Raw genomic sequence first — 17761 nt, 5'->3', positions numbered from 1 at the left:
CCCGCTACCAATCCTGCGATTTTGCACGCCAAACTACGATTTCGTGCGATTTTGTACCCCTAGCGCTGGCGAGCGACCAGCGCGACCATTGCGCTCCCTGCCGTGAAGCAACGCTCGATGGTCGCCGATGCCAGACGATGGCCTGGCGCATCTCGCGCGCCTGCTCCATGTTAGAGCAGGACGCAAATAGTGATGGCGGGCGCTTGGAGTTCAGCATCACGATCGTGAATCGTGAGTTCGACTCCCACTCTCTCCGCCATTTGCCGTCGTTTCCACGCTATGGTTCGATGGCTTGGATCGCACCTTCCGCATCATGACGCGATCGTCGCAATGCGGCAGAATTGCCATTCGAAGATTGCGGAGCCGCTCGCGCTGACCCTGCGCAGGGGTCAAGCTCGGTGGCCCCGTCCATGTCGGCCATTGAGCATTGTCCCCGTCGAGGCACCCGCAGCGCATGAGATCCAACCATCCGCCGGCGGTGGTTTTAGCGCCCCACGATAGACCTTGATCCAGAGACTGGTCCGGCCTCGCCTGGTCTTATCGCGGCTAGATCGTCCGTCCGGGACAAAAATCTCTTCAGGAGAGGTGAGGCGTTGGCCTTGTGGTAACCGACCGCTAGATCGATGGTTGGTACCTCGCCCTTGAGAGGTCGGCTGATGACTGACCATGGCAGGAAGTTTCTTGCTGACGCCGGCAATAGCGCCACGCCCCGCGTGGAAGCGACGAGCGAAATCGCCATGGCTAGTTGTCGACCTCGAGCGACGGCGTGATTTCGATTTTGCATTGTTTGAAATATTCGGCGACGATGCCGCGAAGCACCCGCGGTACTCTGGAAATGCCGATATAGGTCTCGCCGACGAGATCATGGGGATCAATGGCCCTGCGCTGCGCCAACCGGTGATCGCTTGGCAGGATCGCGACAAGCGGCTCCTTCGCCACGACCTTGAACTCGAGGTCGGCTAGTTTTTCGACGCGAAGAAACCCAATGTCGAGCTTGCCGTGCACCAGCTCGTCCGCGAGCGTCGAGGAGTGCGCCTGAGGCCCCCAGCAGGAACGCTCCGGTGCAGGCCGACGCAACGCGACGCGCCTTCTTCGTACGCTGCCGCGCCCAATCAACCAGCACCGTGTCGGTGGCAGCCGCGTCGACCGCCAGGACCGCCGGGGACCATCAGGTGTCTGGAGGCGCTCCGGCGCGCAGCAGCGACCTGGTTGCAATCCCAAGTCCGGCGGAGGTCGTTACGCCCGGTCCGTCTTTCGCCACCACGCGCAGGACGTAAGCGGTGTTCCTCCGGATTGAGACGCGTGATCGTTGGCGCAGACGAACACCTGGAGCGGCCCCGTGACATCGAGCAAGTGCACCAAAGGATAGGTCAACGATTCGACGATTCGGGCCGAATTGCCTCGGACATGGGTTGGCTGGGAACGTGGGGAATTTGGCATTTCCGCCAGAGCGTGCCCGTTTAGGCTGGCTTGTCCATCCCGACTTGAAGGAGTTCTCCATGATCCGGCATGACATCCATTTGCAAATCGGTTCCCTGCTATTTGAGGGCCTCGACCAGATCGACCTGACGGGACCCTTCGAGGTGCTGTCGCGCATACCGAACTCGACGTATCGGCTCTACGGCAAGATCGCCGAGCCCATCCGCGACCTCAAGGGGTTGCGGCTGACGCCGGATGCAGCGTTGTCGGATGCACCGCCGCTCGACGTGCTTCATGTGCCCGGCGGATTCGGCCAGGAAGCCCTCATGGAGGACGCCGAGGTGCTGGCCTGGATCAGGCAGCAGGCGGCCACCGCACGTAGCGTTTTCTCAGTATGCACCGGCGCGTTGCTCTGCGGCGCGGCGGGGTTGCTCAAGGGACGGCGGGCGACGACGCATTGGGCGTCGTTTCACCTGCTGCCATACTTCGGTGCGATCCCCGTCAACGAGCGGGTGGTTGTGGACGGCAACTGGGTTTTCGCCGCCGGCGTCACGGCCGGCATCGACGGCGCCTTGCGGCTCGCCGCCGAGTTGCGCGGTGACGACGCCGCGCGGACCATCCAACTCGATATGGTGTACGCTCCGGAGCCGCCTTTCGACAGCGGCACGCCGGAATCGGCGCCTGCATCGATCCTTGCGCATGCGCGCCAATCGGTCTTTGGCATCACTGCACAACGCGAAGCGACTGCACGGCGCGTCGCCAGCCGCCTCGGCATCAAGGTTTCCGGGTCAGTGCAATGAGATCGCACAGCACTTGGCGGAAAGCGAGGGGAATTTGGCAAATTCGCCAAGGCATCCTTCCCTAGATGGATTGCAGGTGAAAGATCGTTTCCGCCCTTTGCGTTCACGGGCCAGCAGCGGTTCCAGACAGCCAAACGGCGCGGCTATCACGCCAAAACCCAATAGGAGAAACAGAATGCAAAGCTTTCCTGTTCTTGCGATCGACACGGCGCCTGAGAAATCCAAGCCTGCGCTGCAGGCACTCCAGGGCGAATTCGGCATGATCCCGAACGTTGCCGGCACCATGGCGACATCTCCTGTGCTCATCGACAGCCTGGTCGCTCTGTTCGGCAAGGTGCACGGCGGCAACTTTAGCGAGGCGCAGATCCAGGTGCTTCTCTTGACCAACGCGGTGACTAACGGCTGTGCCTGGGCGGTCGCGTTCCACACCGGTCTGGCGCTCAAGGAGGGGCTGGACAAAGCGGATGTGGAGGCCATTCGTGCACGTCGCGTTCCGAGGGAGGCTAAGTCCGCAGCGCTGTCGACATTCGCGAGAACCTTGATCGAGAAGCGCGGGCACGTTGACGATCGCGATGTCGATGCATTCGTGGCGACCGGCTTCCGCAAGGAGCACGCGTTGGAGGTCATCGCGGTCGTGGCGGCATCCATTGTCACAAACTATACGGCCAGCGTGACGAAGCCGCCGCTGGAAGAGCCCTTCAAGGCGCATTCGTGGAGCGCTTGATTATCGCGCGGCGTTCGTTGCGCGGTTTCTCGCGAGCCTCTCGCTGCGCGCATTGCGGCCCGCCGCCGTGTTACGGAGGTAACGTGATATCCAGTTCCTGCAATTCTTCCGTAGCAGGGCTCGCTTACGGTGCGGACGTTCGCTCTGCTTCGCCGCTGGCGTGCCGACCGACATCGCGTCTATTTGAGACGACAACAGTCGAATACTGAAGGAGACGTGTAGATGATCAAAGTCAGTATTTTTCTAACGCGTCGCCCTGACCTCACCCGAGAGCAGTTCACCCAGTATTGGCATGACAAGCACGCATCACTTGTCATGAGTCTGGATTCATTCACGTCGAGTATACGCCGCTACGCCCAGCAGCACTGCTTGAACGACGTGCCGGCAGGCTTTCCAATTCTGCCCTATGACGGGGTCGCCGAGGTCTGGTTCGATAACTTGTCATCAGCCATAACTGCGTTCGCCCATCAAGACTATGCCTCCGTTGTCGTAAGAGACGAAGAGAACTTTCTTGACCGAACGAAAACGGTGATGTTCCTGTCGTCCGAAGAGCGAATGGTCTAGCGAGACCGGTGCATCAGCGCTCGGCTACTCGCGGCTGACGATGATCAACGTCGAACCAGGCTGTGTACCACAGACTTGTTGGCGTGACACGACGATGCGATGTCCACTTTGCTCTCAAAGCGACCGAAGCCGTGCGACGACGCAGCATGGCGCAAGGCACGGGAGCGGACACGAACATCCCTAGTTTGCGTCGATGGCGGCTGCCGAGCCGAGTCTTACGACGGTAACTGCTTTGCCCGTTATTGAAACGACGCCGTAGCGAGACTCTGCAACCATCCTGGCGTACCAGGTGACGGCCAATACACGGCCAATACGAGGACCAACTCATGAGCGCAGCAACAGCAGCAACACCAGAACACATCATGCAAGTCGGCTTTGGCTTTTGGGCATCCAAGACACTCCTGAGTGCCGTCGAACTGGGTGTGTTCAGCACTCTGGCCAAAGCACCGGCCGACCTGCCGACGCTTCAAAGAAAACTTGCGCTGCATCAGCGGTCAGCCCGAGACTTTCTCGATGCGCTGGTGGCGCTCAAATTGCTGGAGCGCGACAACGGCATCTACAGCAACACCAAAGAGGCGGACCTCTTTCTCGATCGAGCCAAGCCATCCTATATCGGCGGTATCCTGGAGATGGCAAATGCCCGGCTCTATGGCTTCTGGGGATCGCTCACGGAGGCGCTGCGCACCGGCGAAGTGCAGAACGAGAGCAAGGGTGGAGAAGACCCTTTTGCAGCAATTTATGCCGATCCGAAAAAATTGCGAGGATTCGTGAGCGCGATGAGTGGAGTAAGCGCGGGGGCTGCCCAGGCCATCGCTGCCAATTTCCCATGGAGAGACTACAAGACCTTCATGGATCTTGGTTCAGCTCAGGGCATGGTACCCGCCACTCTTGCCCGCGCCCATCCTCACCTCACCGGTATCGGTTTCGACCTTCCTCCGGTCAAACCGGTCTTCGACGAATTTATCGCTCACCGTGAGGTGGAGGACCGGGTGCGTTTTCACGGTGGAAGTTTCTTCGAGGACCCTCTGCCGAAAGTTGATGTCATCGTCATGGGGCATATCCTCCATGATTGGGACCTCACGCAGAAGAAGATGCTTCTAGGCAGGGTATATGATGCTCTTCCAAAAGGCGGCGCAGTCGTTGTTTATGATGCCATCATCGATGATGATCGCCGCGAGAACGCTTTCGGTCTCATGATGAGCTTAAATATGCTGATCGAAACACCTGGCGGGTTCGACTATACAGGAGAGGATTGTCGGGCTTGGATGCGTGAAGCCGGGTTCTCAAAAACGTGGGTCGAACCGCTTGTCGGTCCGGATTCGATGGTGATCGGACTAAAATAGCTTGTGCAAGTGCGGTTTCGCGCAGGCACGCGGAAAACAGCCCTCTGAAGAAAGGGTCGCTCGGAATATATCCAGCGGCCCACCGGCCTCAAAGCGCGGCGGCAACAGAACGATCAGTACAAACGAATTTGCCATAGTTCAGGCACTATCGGTTTTCATTGGGGACCACTCCATGCAATGACACGCGACCAGGCCGGGTTTACCCCTCCGGCAGCGGGATGGCGGATGCGAAGACGCCATCTGGGTCGAAGCGGCGCTTGAGGACCGCGAGCCGGGCGGCGTTTCCGCCATAAGCCCCTGCCGCCTGTTCGCGGTCATTCGGTCCGAGCAGGTTGGCGTAGCCACCCGGCAGGGCGAACGGGGCCAGGCTCTGCCACAGATCTTGTGCCCAGCGCCGGTGCGCCGCGCTATCTCCGTCGGGCTTCCAACCCGCGACGATTTCAATCATCAAGTGCTCGTGGCGCAAGCCGAACGCGGCCCCAGCCGGCGCTATCCGCGTCGCAGCGCCGTGGAAATGGTGCCAAAAGATCGAGCAATGCGGTGACGGCGCCTGGGCCTTCGCCGCGATGATCGTGTCGGCTGCTTCCGCGGCGAGGGCAGGCAGCCAGCGCGTCCGAGTCTCCCAGTGGTAGCCGTCCAAGGCTTCCACCCACGCGTCGAACTGGGCGAGCAGGTCGGAATAGGTCGCGGGTCCGACCTGGGCGGATAGCGGCACGCCGAAAGCTCGCACGGCTTCCATGGCACGCTCGCCCTGGCGCCGCTCGCCGTTCCACAGCGGCACGACCATGATGACGGGTTCGCCGTCCGGGCCGGACATCACGCCGACGGCCATGCCGAGTTCGTCGGGCGCCGTGGCCGCGAATGCCGCATAGCGGCGCAGGACCGCGGTCGCCTCGTTCCAGTTGTAGATAATCGATCCCGCCAGCGTGTCGTGCGCCCGATGCAGGCGGACTCGGAGCGAAGTTACGACGCCGAAGTTGCCGCCGCCGCCGCGCAGTGCCCAGAACAGCTCGGGCTCCGCGTCCGGACCGGTTGTCACGCACCGCCCGTCTGCCAGCACGATTTCGGCGCCGAGCAGATTGTCTGCCGCGAGACCGCAGGTCCCACTGAGGGGGCCGTAGCCGCCCCCGAGCGTCAGGCCGGCCATGCCGACTGCGCCGCAATTGCCCATCGCCGCAACCAGACCGTGGGCACCAGCCGCGGCGGCCACGTCCTTGGCTGTTGCCCCACCGGCGACGGTTGCGATTCGTGATTGCGGATCCACGATGACTTGCCTCATCCTGCTCAGGTCAACGACGAGCCCTTCAGGGCATAAAGCGCGTCCCGCCCAGTCATGTCCGCCGCCGCGCACGGACAAGGGGAGCCCGTGTTGACGTGCGCTCCGCACAGCGGCCTGCACGTCCGCGGACGTCTCGCACACGGCAAACAGCGCTGGCTGATTCTCCACGGCTCCGTTCCATATCCGCCGCGTGCGGGAATAGGCATCGTCGCCACGCGACACGACTCTATCCTGCATCGTTGCACGCAGTTCACGCGTCGCGGCTGCCACCGAAGTGTGTATGTTCATTTGCACTCTCCCCTCATGATCTCGACAGATTGAGCCAGCTCCCTAACGTCGTAGCTCTGCGCACAACTGCGCGTACCACGCACATCAGATACGCAACTGTGCGAGGTGCTGCTCGGAGTCCTCACGGTGAGCGAGACCAGTTACGTGGGAATTTCGGGGACTGGATATTGCGTTACATCCGTAACGCCGCGGCAGGCTGCGACGCGGACCGGCAAGCTTGCGGCTCGTCGCCGGCATTTGATCGAGCGTTCTCTTTCGCGTCGCGTGACGGCGATTACTCGGCAGGGAGGCGGAAGAAGGAATCGCTCGATGAAAGGCAAGACTATCGTCGCCACAGGTGCGACCTCGGGTATTGGCGAAGCCGCAGTCCTCGCACTGGCCGGAGCGTCTTGCTAATCCATTAAGTGCCGTTTTGCGGCCAGGTGAGGTGGTTGAACGGGGTTGGCTCTCCGAGAGGCATGGTGGTCCGGTCGTAATATTCGGTGCACGCCGATATTTCGGCCCGATCGTTGACCTCCAGAACTGCGATGGCGCGAGCGCGAAACGATTTGTGTGTGGCCCTGATTTTGCTACCACCAAGGTCGCTACCGGAAAATTTGCCGTAACATATCGTTTGCACAGCGACGACTCGTCCGGAGACGTGCGTGTGCTCCGGCATCATGGAAAATTCGGGAACGGCCATTCGCCAAATTTTGTGATGTTCGCGGACGTTGTCCCGTCCCCGCCGAGTAACTCCGAAGGCTATGTCGGTGTAGCAACCGTCAGGCGCAAATAGTGAGCTGAAGGCGTCGGCGTCCAGCGAACTCCACGCAGCGCAGAACTTTTCCGCGACTTCGACAATGTTCATTGTGGCTCTGTCCCGGCGATCGAGGATTTCATTACGACGGAAGTGTCATGACGCGCTTCCTGTTCTATTTGTTCCGCACTCTCATGGCGCCGCATCTACGGCGCGACGGCGGCGCGAACGGCGAATGAGCCGCATTCAATGCCCGCGAGTTTCTCGCGGCATCAATTCCGCAGGGTGATTGGTATCCGCCGCGGCCCCCGCACGGTTCCTGCCGACCATTTGACGACCGCGCCAGGGCTCAGAATGAAATCGGGAAATTTGGCAAGCCACTCCTCGAGCGCGAGTTTCCATGCGCGCCAAGTTCGAGCCGACGCAGCGATGAATACCAAGACCAAACGCCGCATGCCGATTCTCAGTGCGATCAATGACGATCCGATCCGCATCGGGAAACATCGCCGGGTCGCGATTGGCCGCACCGAACGCCAGCATGACCATCTCCCCGTCTTTCAGGCGACAACCGCCGATCTCGGTCTCCTTGATGATTTCACGGCCAACCACAACGGGAGCATAGGCCCGCAGGAATTCCTCGATCGCGGTTGGAATCAGGTCAGGCCGTTCAGCCAGGCGCTTTCGGTCATTCTCATGCGTGGCGAGATGCCACAGGCTGGCGCCGATCATGCTCCAGGTCGTATCGATGCCGGCGAGAAGCAGCAAACGCAACGTGCCACAGATATGCTCCTCACTCAGCGGCTCTCCGTTGAGCCCGGTGTCGAGCAAGTAGCTGACGAGATCATCGCCCGGCGCCTTCCGACGTTTGGCGATTTCCTGCGCAAAGAATGCATCCAACTCGGCAAATACACGGCGGACAATTCCGGGATCCGTAGCCCCCAGTTCGAGCAAATCGCGTACCCATTTTCGGAATCTCGCGCCCTCGAGTTCTGAGATGCCGAGCATATAGGCTGTCAGGCGCGTCGGTATTTCTTGCGCATATTCCACGGCGGCGTCGCATTCGCCGTCAGAAGGAAGCCGTCCCAGGAGTTCACGGCAAATGGCTCGCACTCTCGGTTCGAGCTTCGCGACGGCCTGCGGGGCGAATGGCGGCAGAAGTATCCTCCGGTCATCTCGATGCGCGGGCGGATCGGAGGTGATCGGTGGCGATGGTGGCAGCTGCGGCTTACCCTCGCGGATCGCCACACGGCGAGAAGAAAAATGCTCGGTGTCATAGGCGACGGCGCGGATGTCCTGATAGCGCGACGGAAGATAGACGCCCTCGAAGCGATCCGTGTGCGCGACCGGGCATGTTTGGCGCAACTCGCGCCAGATCGAATGCGGATCCTCAACCCAGCGCGGGTCGAGGTGGTCGAAATCGGTTGCCCAGTCGGCAACAGGTGCGCGGTTACTCATGCCGATCACCTTTCCTCGATATCAATTGCGGATTCAGGACAGTTGGCCTGGGCCAGATAGGCCTTGTCGTGCAGGTGTGCCGAAACCAAGCCGTCGCCGAGGCCTCGCCAAGTTTGTCGAGTTCGAACAGTTCGGGCGCCAGGGCGGCGCAGCGCGCCGCCCCTGACAGCGCTGCCGGCGCACGCGCACTTTCAACTCGACGGTGGAAACAGGGAGGTTGCTGGGACTGCTCATTTTCAAACCTCCTCTCGGCGACATCGATCGCTTCGGAGGTTGATCCGGCCACGTTACGGCCTGATTTCAGCATCGGGAAAACGGACTACAGCCGAAACAAGCCGTCGACCTCAGAATCGCTCCACCGGCAGCGCAAAGGCATAACCGATGCCACGTTCGGTCCGGATCATGCGCGGTCCATCCGGACCGATCTCCAGCTTGCGCCGCAGCCGCAAGACCTGGACGTCGACGCTCCGATCGAAGATATCTTCATGAACTCGCGTGGCACGCAGCAGATGCTCGCGCGTAAGAGACCGCCCGGATGCTTCCAGAAGCACCAGCAGCAAGGCATACTCGCTCTTGCTCAGCGAGACCGGTGCGTCATTGGGGTCCACGAGCCTGCGGCGATAAGGCTCGAGCCGCCAGCCATTGAACCTGTAGCCACCTCTTTTTGCGTCGGGGATTTGCACGGTACGCGACACCTGCCGTCGTCGCAAAATGGCGCGGGTACGAGCAAGCAATTCCCTGGGACTAGGCCTTACGATGTAATCGTCGGCGCCAAGTTCGAGGTTGACGATCGGATCAATTTCATCGGCGCGGTGGCTGGTGATGATGATTGGAACATCCGATCTCGACCGGATTGATCGCAACCGATCCAGCCCGTCATTCAGCCCGCGTGGCTGGTCCATGATGATCAGGCTGGGAGGCGCGCCGGTGCATTTCAGCTCGTTCCAGCTGGAAACGCAGCTGGTACGGAAATTGTGGTCGGAAAAGTATCTGCTCACCTTTTGCCGCATCACCAGGTCATCATTAACGATGAGGATGTAACCGCTGCTCCCGATGTTCTGGTTCATGTCTTTTCCTATTGCTCGTGAGGCGTGTTCCCGATCTCATCAAATCGGCCGATCGACGGACCGGAATCCTCCGATCCGAGTAACGCGGAGGACGATGCGCGACCGTGAACTGGTTCACATTTCACGAAAGCGTTGATAGCCGTGAAGGCGCAATCGATCAGGTACCGCGCTTGTGGCATCGTTCCTTCGCCACGCGACGTAGGCTCGCGACATCAATGCTGGTCGGGCCGTGGAATGGCGGGCCTCGTCGCGGGCTGAGAAGCGATCGAGGCGATCGATCAGAGAGGCAAGAGCTCGCATCGACTGATCGGTTTTGCGGGCAAGCTGCGGTCAGGGGAAATTCACGCCGTATCGAGCGGCGATCGATCAACGGACCATCGATCCGAGCCGGTTCGTGATTAGCGCTTCGGCACCGCCTATCATCTCATCGATAATATCGGCAGTGCTCATCAGTCGCTTGGTCTGACCGACCGATTCGCCGGCCAGCAGGCTCATCTCTTCGAGATCGCCTGTGAACTCCGGCGTCGGCGGAAATCCGCAAAACCGGTTCATGGGAAACGCCTGTCCGTAGAGACGGGCCTGACCAATCACCGGAAGCTCCGAATCCGAAACGATTTTGTATGGCGGAGGATCGTCGCGCCGTTCCCATTCCCGCACGATGCGGTTGCGCACCCCGCGGGTCGAGGCATCAGGGAACTCCGGACCGAAGATCAAATGGCGGGCAGTTTCCTCGACGCCAGCGGCAACGACCCGGTCCTTGTACTGGGGATGGGCATAGGCCTCGAAGCTCGCGAGCAGGCGAGTCCCGACCCAGACCGCGTCGGCGCCGAGTGCCAGCGCAGCGGCAACCGCTCGACCATCGGCAATGCCACCCGCGGCCACGACGGGCACGGAAGGCACTGCATCGATGACAGCGGGGAGCAATGAGAATGTTGCTGCGGCAGCTCGGTTGTGTCCGCCGGCCTCGCTGCCTTGCACGACGAGCGCCTGGGCCTCGCGTTTCAGGGCAGCTTTGGCTTCCTCGACACTGCCAACTTGAAACCAGATGTGACTGCCGGCCGCCCGCAGACGTGACAACCACTCCTCGGGCGCATCGTCCCAGAAGAACACGACGACCGGAACCTTCTCGGCGACGCACACCTCGATGTGCTCGATCCCGCAAAACCGCGCAATGATATCGACCCCGAAGCACGCCGGGTTGACCGCCTTGATATCGCGGATCGCCGCTTGCAGCACGTCGGGGGGCATCGCGGCACTGCCCAACATTCCCATTCCGCCGGCCTGACACACCGCCCGTACCAGGGGCGCAGTCGCAATGAACGCCATGCCGGCGTTGATGAACGGAACCCTCAGCCCGTACTGCTCGGTGATGGGCGTTTTCAACATGAAGCCCTCCGTGCTGCTGCGCTCGCTTGGCCCGTTACCATTTGCCAACGTGCGCACCGCCGTCGACGTGCAACACCTCTCCCGTCACATGCGGTGCCTCGGTCAGATAGATCACGGCCTCCACGATCTCCTGCACGCTCGAAATGATCCCCATCGGGGATAGCGTCTTCAGAAAATCTTTCGGATAATTCCGGTTCAGCGGCGTATCGACCACGCCAGGTGCAACCGCATTCACACGGATGCCGTCCTTGGCATATTCGATGGCGAGGCTGCGTGTAATCGCATTGATGCCGCCCTTGGTCAGCCATGAGATCGAGGCATTTAGGCCAGCGATTGGATTGTCCGCCAGCGCGGCCGTGATGCTGACGATGCTCCCGCCCGATTCTTGCCGCAGCATCTGTTTGACCGCAAGCTGGGTGATGTAAATGAACCCGTCAACGTTGGTGGAAGCGAGCCGTTTGAGATCCTCGGCCGTGTAATCGGTAAAGGACCTGGTGAAGAATATTCCCGCATTGTTCACCAGTGCATCAATCGAGCCGAATGTGCTGATGGCTGTTTCGGTCACTCTTGCGGCAGCAGTGGCTTCCCCGATGTCGCCGTCCACCAAAGCCAGTTTCGGCGACGAAGGCAGGTCATTTGACTTGGTGACATTGCGCGAGGTGGCAACCACATTGTAATCTCGGTCCAGAAAGGCCCGCACGGCACCGGCACCTATGCCTTGCGAGCCGCCGGTTACGATCACGGTCTTTGCTGTGTTGGCCATATCCCGGTTCCGTCGTTAGCGACACTGTTGTGTCTGGCACATTATTGGCCTGCGGAGACATTCGCGCTCGTCTCTCGCTCCATGACGTCCAAGATAGTGGACCTGCCGGCAGCAGGCTTTGCCCCGCGTGCCGTCGTTTTGTCATTTGTTGCTGGTGATGCCAGCCCGACGCTTCTTCAGCGTGAAGAGTTGGGAAGTCGCAACTTGCGGGTTCGGAGCAACAAGAGAAGTCACCAGGCCTCTGGGCCGGTGGTCGTTGTCGTCATCGCGGCCCGAGCGTCTGACGATAATGACCGGGTGTCTGGCCCGTCACCTGCCTGAATGCGCGTGTGAAATTGGCTTGGCAGGAAAAGCTGAGACTCAGTGCAATATCCACCAGCGACCGATCGCTCTGGATCAACAAAGCTTTCGCGCGCTCAAGGCGCTTGGCGCTGACGTAGCGATGAGGAGAGTGCCCAACGGCTTGCTTGAAGGACCGCGCAAAATGATGCCTGCTCAGGCACGCAATCGACGCCATCCGATCAATGGTGAGGTCGCTCTCCAGGTTTGCTTCTATGTAATCCAGCACGCGGAACAGTCTGCGTCGATCGAGCCCCTCCCGACGCATAAGAGGTTGAGCAACTGATGCGCTGATATGCCTCTGAACCAATCTTGCCGCCAGACTGCCAGCCAGAGCGTCAACCAGTAGATTGCCGGCGGAGGTCTGAACCTTCAGTTCCGACGCAATGGCATATGCGATCTCGGCCAGCAGCGGATCTTCGAAAGCGCTTTCGTAGCTAAGTGCGCTGATCGTTGCCTGATCGAGGGTGGAGCCCAGGCTGCTTGGGGAGAACTGGCTGACTGAAAGATAAATATGCAAAATTCCAGATTGTTCTTCGGCGATCTCGACCGAACCTTCCTGCAAACCGGGAGGAGATAGCCAGATTGTACCTCGGCTTGCTATTTTTCGGTCTTCAATGCCTGCGGCGCGCCGCGTGACGAGCGATCCATTGCCGCAGACATCGACGCATATTTCGATATCGGATGGCGGGGCGGTCCAAGCGAACACACCCTTGCCGTGGTTCCGCAATTCGGCCGACAAGCCGGACCAGCCTCGATCTGCCGAAGATTGCAGTAGCCCTGCCGGGCCATACTTGTCCCATTCGCGCTCGAGCAGACCGACCGACGCACCTGGTCGCCTTGGTCGGGCGAAGCCTGAGCCAACAGGTGCTTGAGTTGGCGGCATGGCTGTCTCCTTGGGAACCTGGAAGATCGGGTGCGATCCGTGCAACCAGTGTTCGCCAGATGTAGGCGGTCGATCCGAAACGCAAGGCGTCGCGCCACGCGATCGATTCCGGGCGCGCGATCAGTGATCGCACCTCACGCCGTCTTGACCGGTAATCGCACTGATTTCCGCGACGGGACAGACAGGGGTTATCGCGGCGTCGAACTGATGCACCTCGTCGGCTATTCGTCGGTTGCGGTTATTGAGAAAGAGCAGGCGGAATCGCCCGCCTCGCAGATACGAAACAATGAACGTGATTATCCCTGAATCGATCGGCCTTGTTCGCTAGAGCATGATGCACGCAGGGTCGACTTGGCGCCCGGGCGACGGTCGGGCGATCATCGGATGATCGCCGATGGCGATGTGATCATGCCGATGCGCCCGGGCCTCCTTTGCGGCCTTATTGTCCTGAAAGCGGACTGACCGGCGGGAAGCCGAGCGCGAGCGCTCCGGCGCGCGCGTAGAACCGTTCCTGGCCGAAGACATGTTGCCTGGCGGCGTGAATATCGCGCAAGCGCCGCTGCAGTGGCGACGCATTGAACACGACGCTGGATCCGCCCAGCGTATAGCAGCCGCTGACGATGTCGCTGCAGGTCGCATGGATCCAGGCTGAGGCCTGCAGGCTTTGCACGAAGTCAGCCTTGTCGTCCAGCACGCCCGCAATCGCGCGATGCCAATGGCCCTCGGCTTGAACCTCCAAGAGCGCACGCGCCGCACGCAGCGCTGCGCCGAGGCGGCCGAATTCATGCTGGAAGACGGGCGAGTCCCTCAGATCGGCGCCAGCGAAGAGCTGGCGGCGGCCGCTGCCGGCCATGGCGGCGAGGTCGATGGTCGCCCCGGTGGCAATGCCAATGGCGACGGCCGCATGTAAGCTTCCGATGAATGGCACGATAGCAGCCGCGAAAGGTCCCGGCACGCATGACGGCCCTTGAAACAGATCAAAACCCTCGGCCTCGGGGACGGCGACATTGTCGAGCACCACGTGATGGCTGCCGCTGCCTGCCAAACCAGAGGCACGCCACGTGTCCTCGATACGCCAGCGTTCCGCCGGAAGCACGACGAATCGCGTCAATGGCCCAGCGCCCGACATAACCGGCGCACCGTCCTTGTAGACGACGCAACAACCCGCGATCCATTGCGCATCCTGGCAGCCGCTGGCGAACGGCCAGCGCCCGGAGACCCGATAGCCGCCATCGACCAGTTCCGCCCGTCCGGCCGGCGTGCCCGCGCCGGCCACGCGAACATCGACGCCCTTCACGAACATCTTATCGAATGTTGGGCGTTGCGCCCGCGTACAGAACATCAGCGCGGCCGTGCCGATCATGGCCACCCAGCCGACCGAGCCGTCGGCTGCGGACAGGGCCTGAATCAGAGGCAAGACCTCAGGCACGCTCAGTTCCAGCCCGCCATGGCTGCGCGGCAGCAGGGTTCGGAAAAAGCCCATCCGTAGCAGCCTGTCGGTGATGTCGACAGGAACTCGACGCGCGCGCTCGATTTCCGCGCTACGAGCGGCAAGCTCCGGCGCCAGATCATCGATGGCGGCAAGCAGCCGTGCGGCTCCATGCTCGGCGGGATGTTGTTTGACAGGCGCGTCTGCGCTTTGACGCGCAATCTGGACATTGGTCGTCATGCTGATCTCCCGAATGTTAGTTCCGCAGAACATGGCCGGAACCCGAGGTTCGCCTTTTGGCGTCATGCCAATGGCCACTCGGCAGGTTGGGCGCGCCGTGTTAGCGAAGAATTTCCGATACGGGATATCGCGTTACGTCAGTAACACTCGCGATCCGAACGGCAACTCGTTGCGGATATCTGCCTAGGCGGCGCCGGCATCGTCGCCGGCGCGGCCAAGGCAAGATCGTTACGCATTTGGCAAATGCGTCAGATATTGATGGCGGGCAATTCCTCGTCGCTCATTCTTCCGATCGCCTTCCAGGGCATCTGCTTGGCCATTTCATGCCCATTCGGATCGACGCCGGTACGCATGGCGGCGACAAATTCTTCGAATTTCCATTCCTTCACCAGATTGAGATCCGGGCCGAGCGGCGCGAGTTGGCCGGGGACGCCGCCGGTCAAATGCTTGCCGTGGCACTCGCGGCAATCCTGATAGCGATGACGGCCTTTGCGTCGTCGTCGCTCAGCTTCCCGGCATTGGTATAGGACATGATGATCAGCCAGCGGCCATCGCGATCGACACCGTTGCGAATGGCTCGGAAAATCTCGCCATCCGACCAGCGACCGAGCGGCCCCGCTGGCGTGAGATTGGAGGACACGAAGGCACCGACCGGGACAGGCACGAAGGCACCGACCGGGACAGGTAAGTCATCGGCGATGTTGATGCCGCCGGTGAGCGTCCCTGTCCTGGAATGACAGCCGCTGCAGAAGCCGTTGGAGATTTCCTCACCGCGCCGAACTTGTGCCGGCTAGCCCGAAACCTCCGTTACCGCCGGCGCAGTGCGGGCATGCACTTTGAACAATCCGACGATAAGGAGCACGCTGATCGCCGTAACAACCGTCGAAAGCAGACGGGCCAGGACCCGCGCCGCGCGCGAGATGCGAAAGCCCGACTAGATCGACAGCGCGTTTGCGGCGACGGAAATAGCGGGGGCGGGCCATTCAAGTATGGCGATCTAACCTAGATCATTTGGCCGCTGGTTCCGGCGCGGGAACATCCTGATCCTCGTTGGTCCGTCAGGTCCGGCCGAGGCGCATCGGCGATCCCGACGAGAGCTATTGGCCAGGTAATGCGAGATGATTTCGCGCGAGGTCTTTTTGCGTTACGGCTGTAACCCGCCGTCTGCGGCTTCGCCGCATATGCCTTCCATCAGGCATTGCAATCCCATTGGTCGCTCGCATTGCTCTCCAAAATGTGTTCTGCAGCGCAAGATGGCAGGCCATATATGGCTGCGGGGGCGGAGAGATTTGATGACGGCAAGCAGCGAAAGTGGGCCGCCCCGCCCAAGCGCATTGACGCGCGATCAGGAGGGCGGCTTCGATAACCAGACTGTCGTATCGTTTGAACCATCGGCCATAAGCGCCAGCGTAGACCGCGGGTCCCCGACATGCCTCGTGGTCGAGGACGACAACACGCTGCGGCATCTGGTGATGAATTATCTCGAGGATCACGACATCCGAGCGGTGTCCACCAGTCGGCGTGACGAGGTGAGTGGACTGCTGGCCCGGAGCCAGCCAGATCTGGTCGTTCTCGACCTGCGCCTTGGCGAGGAAGACGGACTCGATCTGCTTCGTGAGATACGCGCACAGTCGGACGTCCCCATCATCATCACCACGGGTCAGCGTCGCGACGAGATCGACCGCGTGGTCGGGCTCGAACTGGGCGCCGATGACTACATCACTAAGCCGTTCGGCCTCAGAGAACTGCTGGCACGCATCCGCGCGGTGCTGAGACGTCGGGAAACCGGGCAGGCCAATATCCAGCGGGAGATGGAGAAAGGCAGTTGTCGATTCGGCGGCTGGCAGCTCGATCGTCGCAATCGGCGCCTGACCAATTCCGCGGACGAACCGGTTGCACTGAGCAAGGGCGAGTACGGGCTCCTGATCGCATTTCTCGATGCGCCGCAGCGGCCACTGTCGCGCGAGCATCTGCTGCAGGCCACCCGCATTCACGAAGATGTCTTCGATCGCAGCATCGATGTGCAGGTGTTGCGGCTGCGGCGCAAGCTCGAGGCCGATCCCAGCACGCCGTCCATCATCCGGACCGAGCGGGGCATCGGCTACGTCTTCTCGCTGCCCGTCGAACCGCTGTGACGACAGAGCTCAGAACCCAAAAGAAAGCCAACCTGTATCCACGGCGGCAACGTGGACCGATGTCTGCTGCCGCGGCGAAGGCCGCGCCGCACATGACAACCGTAGTCTTAATTCCCGGCGCTGGAATAATCCCGAAACATGCGCGCGACAGAATCTCCCCGGCCACCACGCTCAGGGAGAAATCCATGTCAGTTGCAAAGCACTTGTCCTGCGCTAGATTGCGGTCGCGAACGGAGCGGCAGCGCCGGATCGATGGACCTTCACTCATCATCCACCCGCGCGCGCTGCCACAGGAAGCGGCGCCGTCGCCGGGCTCCGCCATTGCGTCGGTCTCGGTTGCGCCCCGATCGATCTTCCGGATCGCTGCGCGATACACCGAATCTGCCGGCGACATCCTTTTGACCGTCGCGTCGTGGATGTTCCTGCAGATACTAGAGGGGTGCGTCGCCTACGCCGTCACGATGCATCCTGAGGCCGCGGTTCGCGCGGAGTCTGGCGAACCAAAGCCATCCGCGCCGCCTGCTCGCCGCCGGGATTCGTCGAGACACAGCCTGCACCTCTCGGTGCACAAGAAGGGGGACATCAGAGCCGTCCAAATCCTTCCGCCATCGGGTGCAGCACGGCCCTGTGCCAGTGCCAACTCCACGAATCGATTCGAGCAGGCGCCCGGCGCGCGTTCAGGCTGGCGCACCGCGATCATGACGCCCGCGGCTCTGCTGTTGTCGAAAATCCGCCAGCGACAGGCGCGCCGGCGCGCCATCGCCGAACTGCAAAACCTCGACGATCGATCGCTAAGCGACATCGGCATTACGCGGTGCGATATCGGATATATCGCAAGGTGTGGAGTTCGGCTCGAATGATACATCATGGGCCGCCGGCATGTGCGTTCCTTTTCCGTGGGTGCCATT

General features: G+C 61.2%; 16 protein-coding genes and 3 pseudogenes. 7 read left to right on the top strand and 12 right to left on the bottom strand.

Features of this window, described 5'->3' with window-relative positions; translation table 11 throughout:
• Window positions 1-484: 484 nt before the first annotated feature.
• A pseudogene (locus tag ACP2YP_RS29310) lies at window positions 485-1005 on the bottom strand (LysR substrate-binding domain-containing protein).
• Between the two features lie 494 nt (window positions 1006-1499).
• On the opposite strand from ACP2YP_RS29310, the gene ACP2YP_RS29305 reads away from it, so the two are divergent.
• The 4 genes from ACP2YP_RS29305 to ACP2YP_RS29290 all read left to right on the top strand — a co-directional run bounded on the left by ACP2YP_RS29305 (window position 1500) and on the right by ACP2YP_RS29290 (window position 4850).
• Entirely contained in the window at window positions 1500-2219 is a 720-nt protein-coding gene (locus ACP2YP_RS29305) for a DJ-1/PfpI family protein (protein WP_426419717.1), read from the top strand.
• 76 nt (window positions 2220-2295) lie between these two features.
• Window positions 2296-2943 (top strand): carboxymuconolactone decarboxylase family protein, encoded by a 648-nt coding sequence (locus ACP2YP_RS29300; protein ID WP_426419716.1) that lies wholly within the window; start codon window positions 2296-2298, stop codon window positions 2941-2943.
• A gap of 222 nt (window positions 2944-3165) precedes the next feature.
• Entirely contained in the window at window positions 3166-3507 is a 342-nt protein-coding gene (locus ACP2YP_RS29295) for an EthD domain-containing protein (RefSeq protein WP_426419715.1), read from the top strand.
• 326 nt (window positions 3508-3833) lie between these two features.
• Window positions 3834-4850 (top strand): methyltransferase, encoded by a 1017-nt coding sequence (locus tag ACP2YP_RS29290; RefSeq protein ID WP_426419714.1) that lies wholly within the window; start codon window positions 3834-3836, stop codon window positions 4848-4850.
• A gap of 199 nt (window positions 4851-5049) precedes the next feature.
• On the opposite strand, the gene ACP2YP_RS29285 is transcribed toward ACP2YP_RS29290, so the two are convergent.
• From ACP2YP_RS29285 to ACP2YP_RS29250, 8 genes and pseudogenes are all read right to left on the bottom strand, one after another.
• Entirely contained in the window at window positions 5050-6417 is a 1368-nt protein-coding gene (locus tag ACP2YP_RS29285; protein ID WP_426419713.1) for an FAD-binding oxidoreductase, read from the bottom strand.
• A gap of 400 nt (window positions 6418-6817) precedes the next feature.
• Window positions 6818-7264 (bottom strand): nuclear transport factor 2 family protein, encoded by a 447-nt coding sequence (locus ACP2YP_RS29280; protein ID WP_426419712.1) that lies wholly within the window; start codon window positions 7262-7264, stop codon window positions 6818-6820.
• Window positions 7265-7425: 161 nt separating this feature from the next.
• Window positions 7426-8608, bottom strand: a pseudogene (locus ACP2YP_RS29275) (cytochrome P450).
• A 5-nt stretch (window positions 8609-8613) separates the two neighbouring features.
• Window positions 8614-8842: pseudogene (locus tag ACP2YP_RS29270) on the bottom strand (ferredoxin).
• A gap of 110 nt (window positions 8843-8952) precedes the next feature.
• Entirely contained in the window at window positions 8953-9675 is a 723-nt protein-coding gene (locus tag ACP2YP_RS29265; protein ID WP_426419711.1) for a winged helix-turn-helix domain-containing protein, read from the bottom strand.
• Between the two features lie 366 nt (window positions 9676-10041).
• Complete coding sequence (locus tag ACP2YP_RS29260) at window positions 10042-11061, bottom strand: NAD(P)H-dependent flavin oxidoreductase (RefSeq protein WP_426419710.1); 1020 nt, start codon at window positions 11059-11061, stop codon at window positions 10042-10044.
• 34 nt (window positions 11062-11095) lie between these two features.
• Window positions 11096-11824, bottom strand: coding sequence for an SDR family NAD(P)-dependent oxidoreductase (locus ACP2YP_RS29255; protein ID WP_426419709.1), 729 nt, complete (start codon window positions 11822-11824; stop codon window positions 11096-11098).
• A 262-nt stretch (window positions 11825-12086) separates the two neighbouring features.
• A complete protein-coding gene (locus ACP2YP_RS29250) occupies window positions 12087-13049 on the bottom strand; it encodes a helix-turn-helix domain-containing protein (RefSeq protein WP_426419708.1) in 963 nt (320 codons plus the stop codon).
• Window positions 13050-13172: 123 nt separating this feature from the next.
• Between ACP2YP_RS29250 and ACP2YP_RS29245 the strand changes: the two genes are divergently transcribed.
• On the top strand, window positions 13173-13355 hold the full coding sequence (locus ACP2YP_RS29245; protein ID WP_426419707.1) for a hypothetical protein: 183 nt from the start codon (window positions 13173-13175) through the stop codon (window positions 13353-13355).
• Window positions 13356-13488: 133 nt separating this feature from the next.
• Here the strand turns inward: ACP2YP_RS29245 and ACP2YP_RS29240 are convergent, their stop codons facing one another.
• From ACP2YP_RS29240 to ACP2YP_RS29230, 3 genes are all read right to left on the bottom strand, one after another.
• The gene (locus tag ACP2YP_RS29240; RefSeq protein ID WP_426419706.1) at window positions 13489-14718 is read right to left on the bottom strand and encodes an acyl-CoA dehydrogenase family protein; all 1230 of its coding nucleotides are present in this window, start codon (window positions 14716-14718) and stop codon (window positions 13489-13491) included.
• A gap of 248 nt (window positions 14719-14966) precedes the next feature.
• A complete protein-coding gene (locus ACP2YP_RS29235) occupies window positions 14967-15161 on the bottom strand; it encodes a hypothetical protein (RefSeq protein ID WP_426419705.1) in 195 nt (64 codons plus the stop codon).
• The gene (locus ACP2YP_RS29230) at window positions 15158-15382 is read right to left on the bottom strand and encodes a hypothetical protein (protein WP_426419704.1); all 225 of its coding nucleotides are present in this window, start codon (window positions 15380-15382) and stop codon (window positions 15158-15160) included. The genes ACP2YP_RS29235 and ACP2YP_RS29230 overlap by 4 nt, the downstream gene beginning before the upstream one ends.
• Window positions 15383-16115: 733 nt before the next feature.
• Between ACP2YP_RS29230 and ACP2YP_RS29225 the strand changes: the two genes are divergently transcribed.
• The gene (locus tag ACP2YP_RS29225; protein ID WP_426426299.1) at window positions 16116-16853 is read left to right on the top strand and encodes a response regulator; all 738 of its coding nucleotides are present in this window, start codon (window positions 16116-16118) and stop codon (window positions 16851-16853) included.
• A gap of 59 nt (window positions 16854-16912) precedes the next feature.
• Window positions 16913-17713 (top strand): DUF1127 domain-containing protein, encoded by an 801-nt coding sequence (locus ACP2YP_RS29220; protein ID WP_426419703.1) that lies wholly within the window; start codon window positions 16913-16915, stop codon window positions 17711-17713.
• Window positions 17714-17761 lie beyond the last annotated feature (48 nt).

It is taken from the genome of Bradyrhizobium genosp. A (assembly GCF_049949275.1).
Classification (GTDB): Bacteria; Pseudomonadota; Alphaproteobacteria; order Rhizobiales; family Xanthobacteraceae; genus Bradyrhizobium.
The sequence above is the reverse complement of the archived record's forward strand: the minus strand, read 5'-3'. Positions and strand labels throughout refer to the sequence as shown.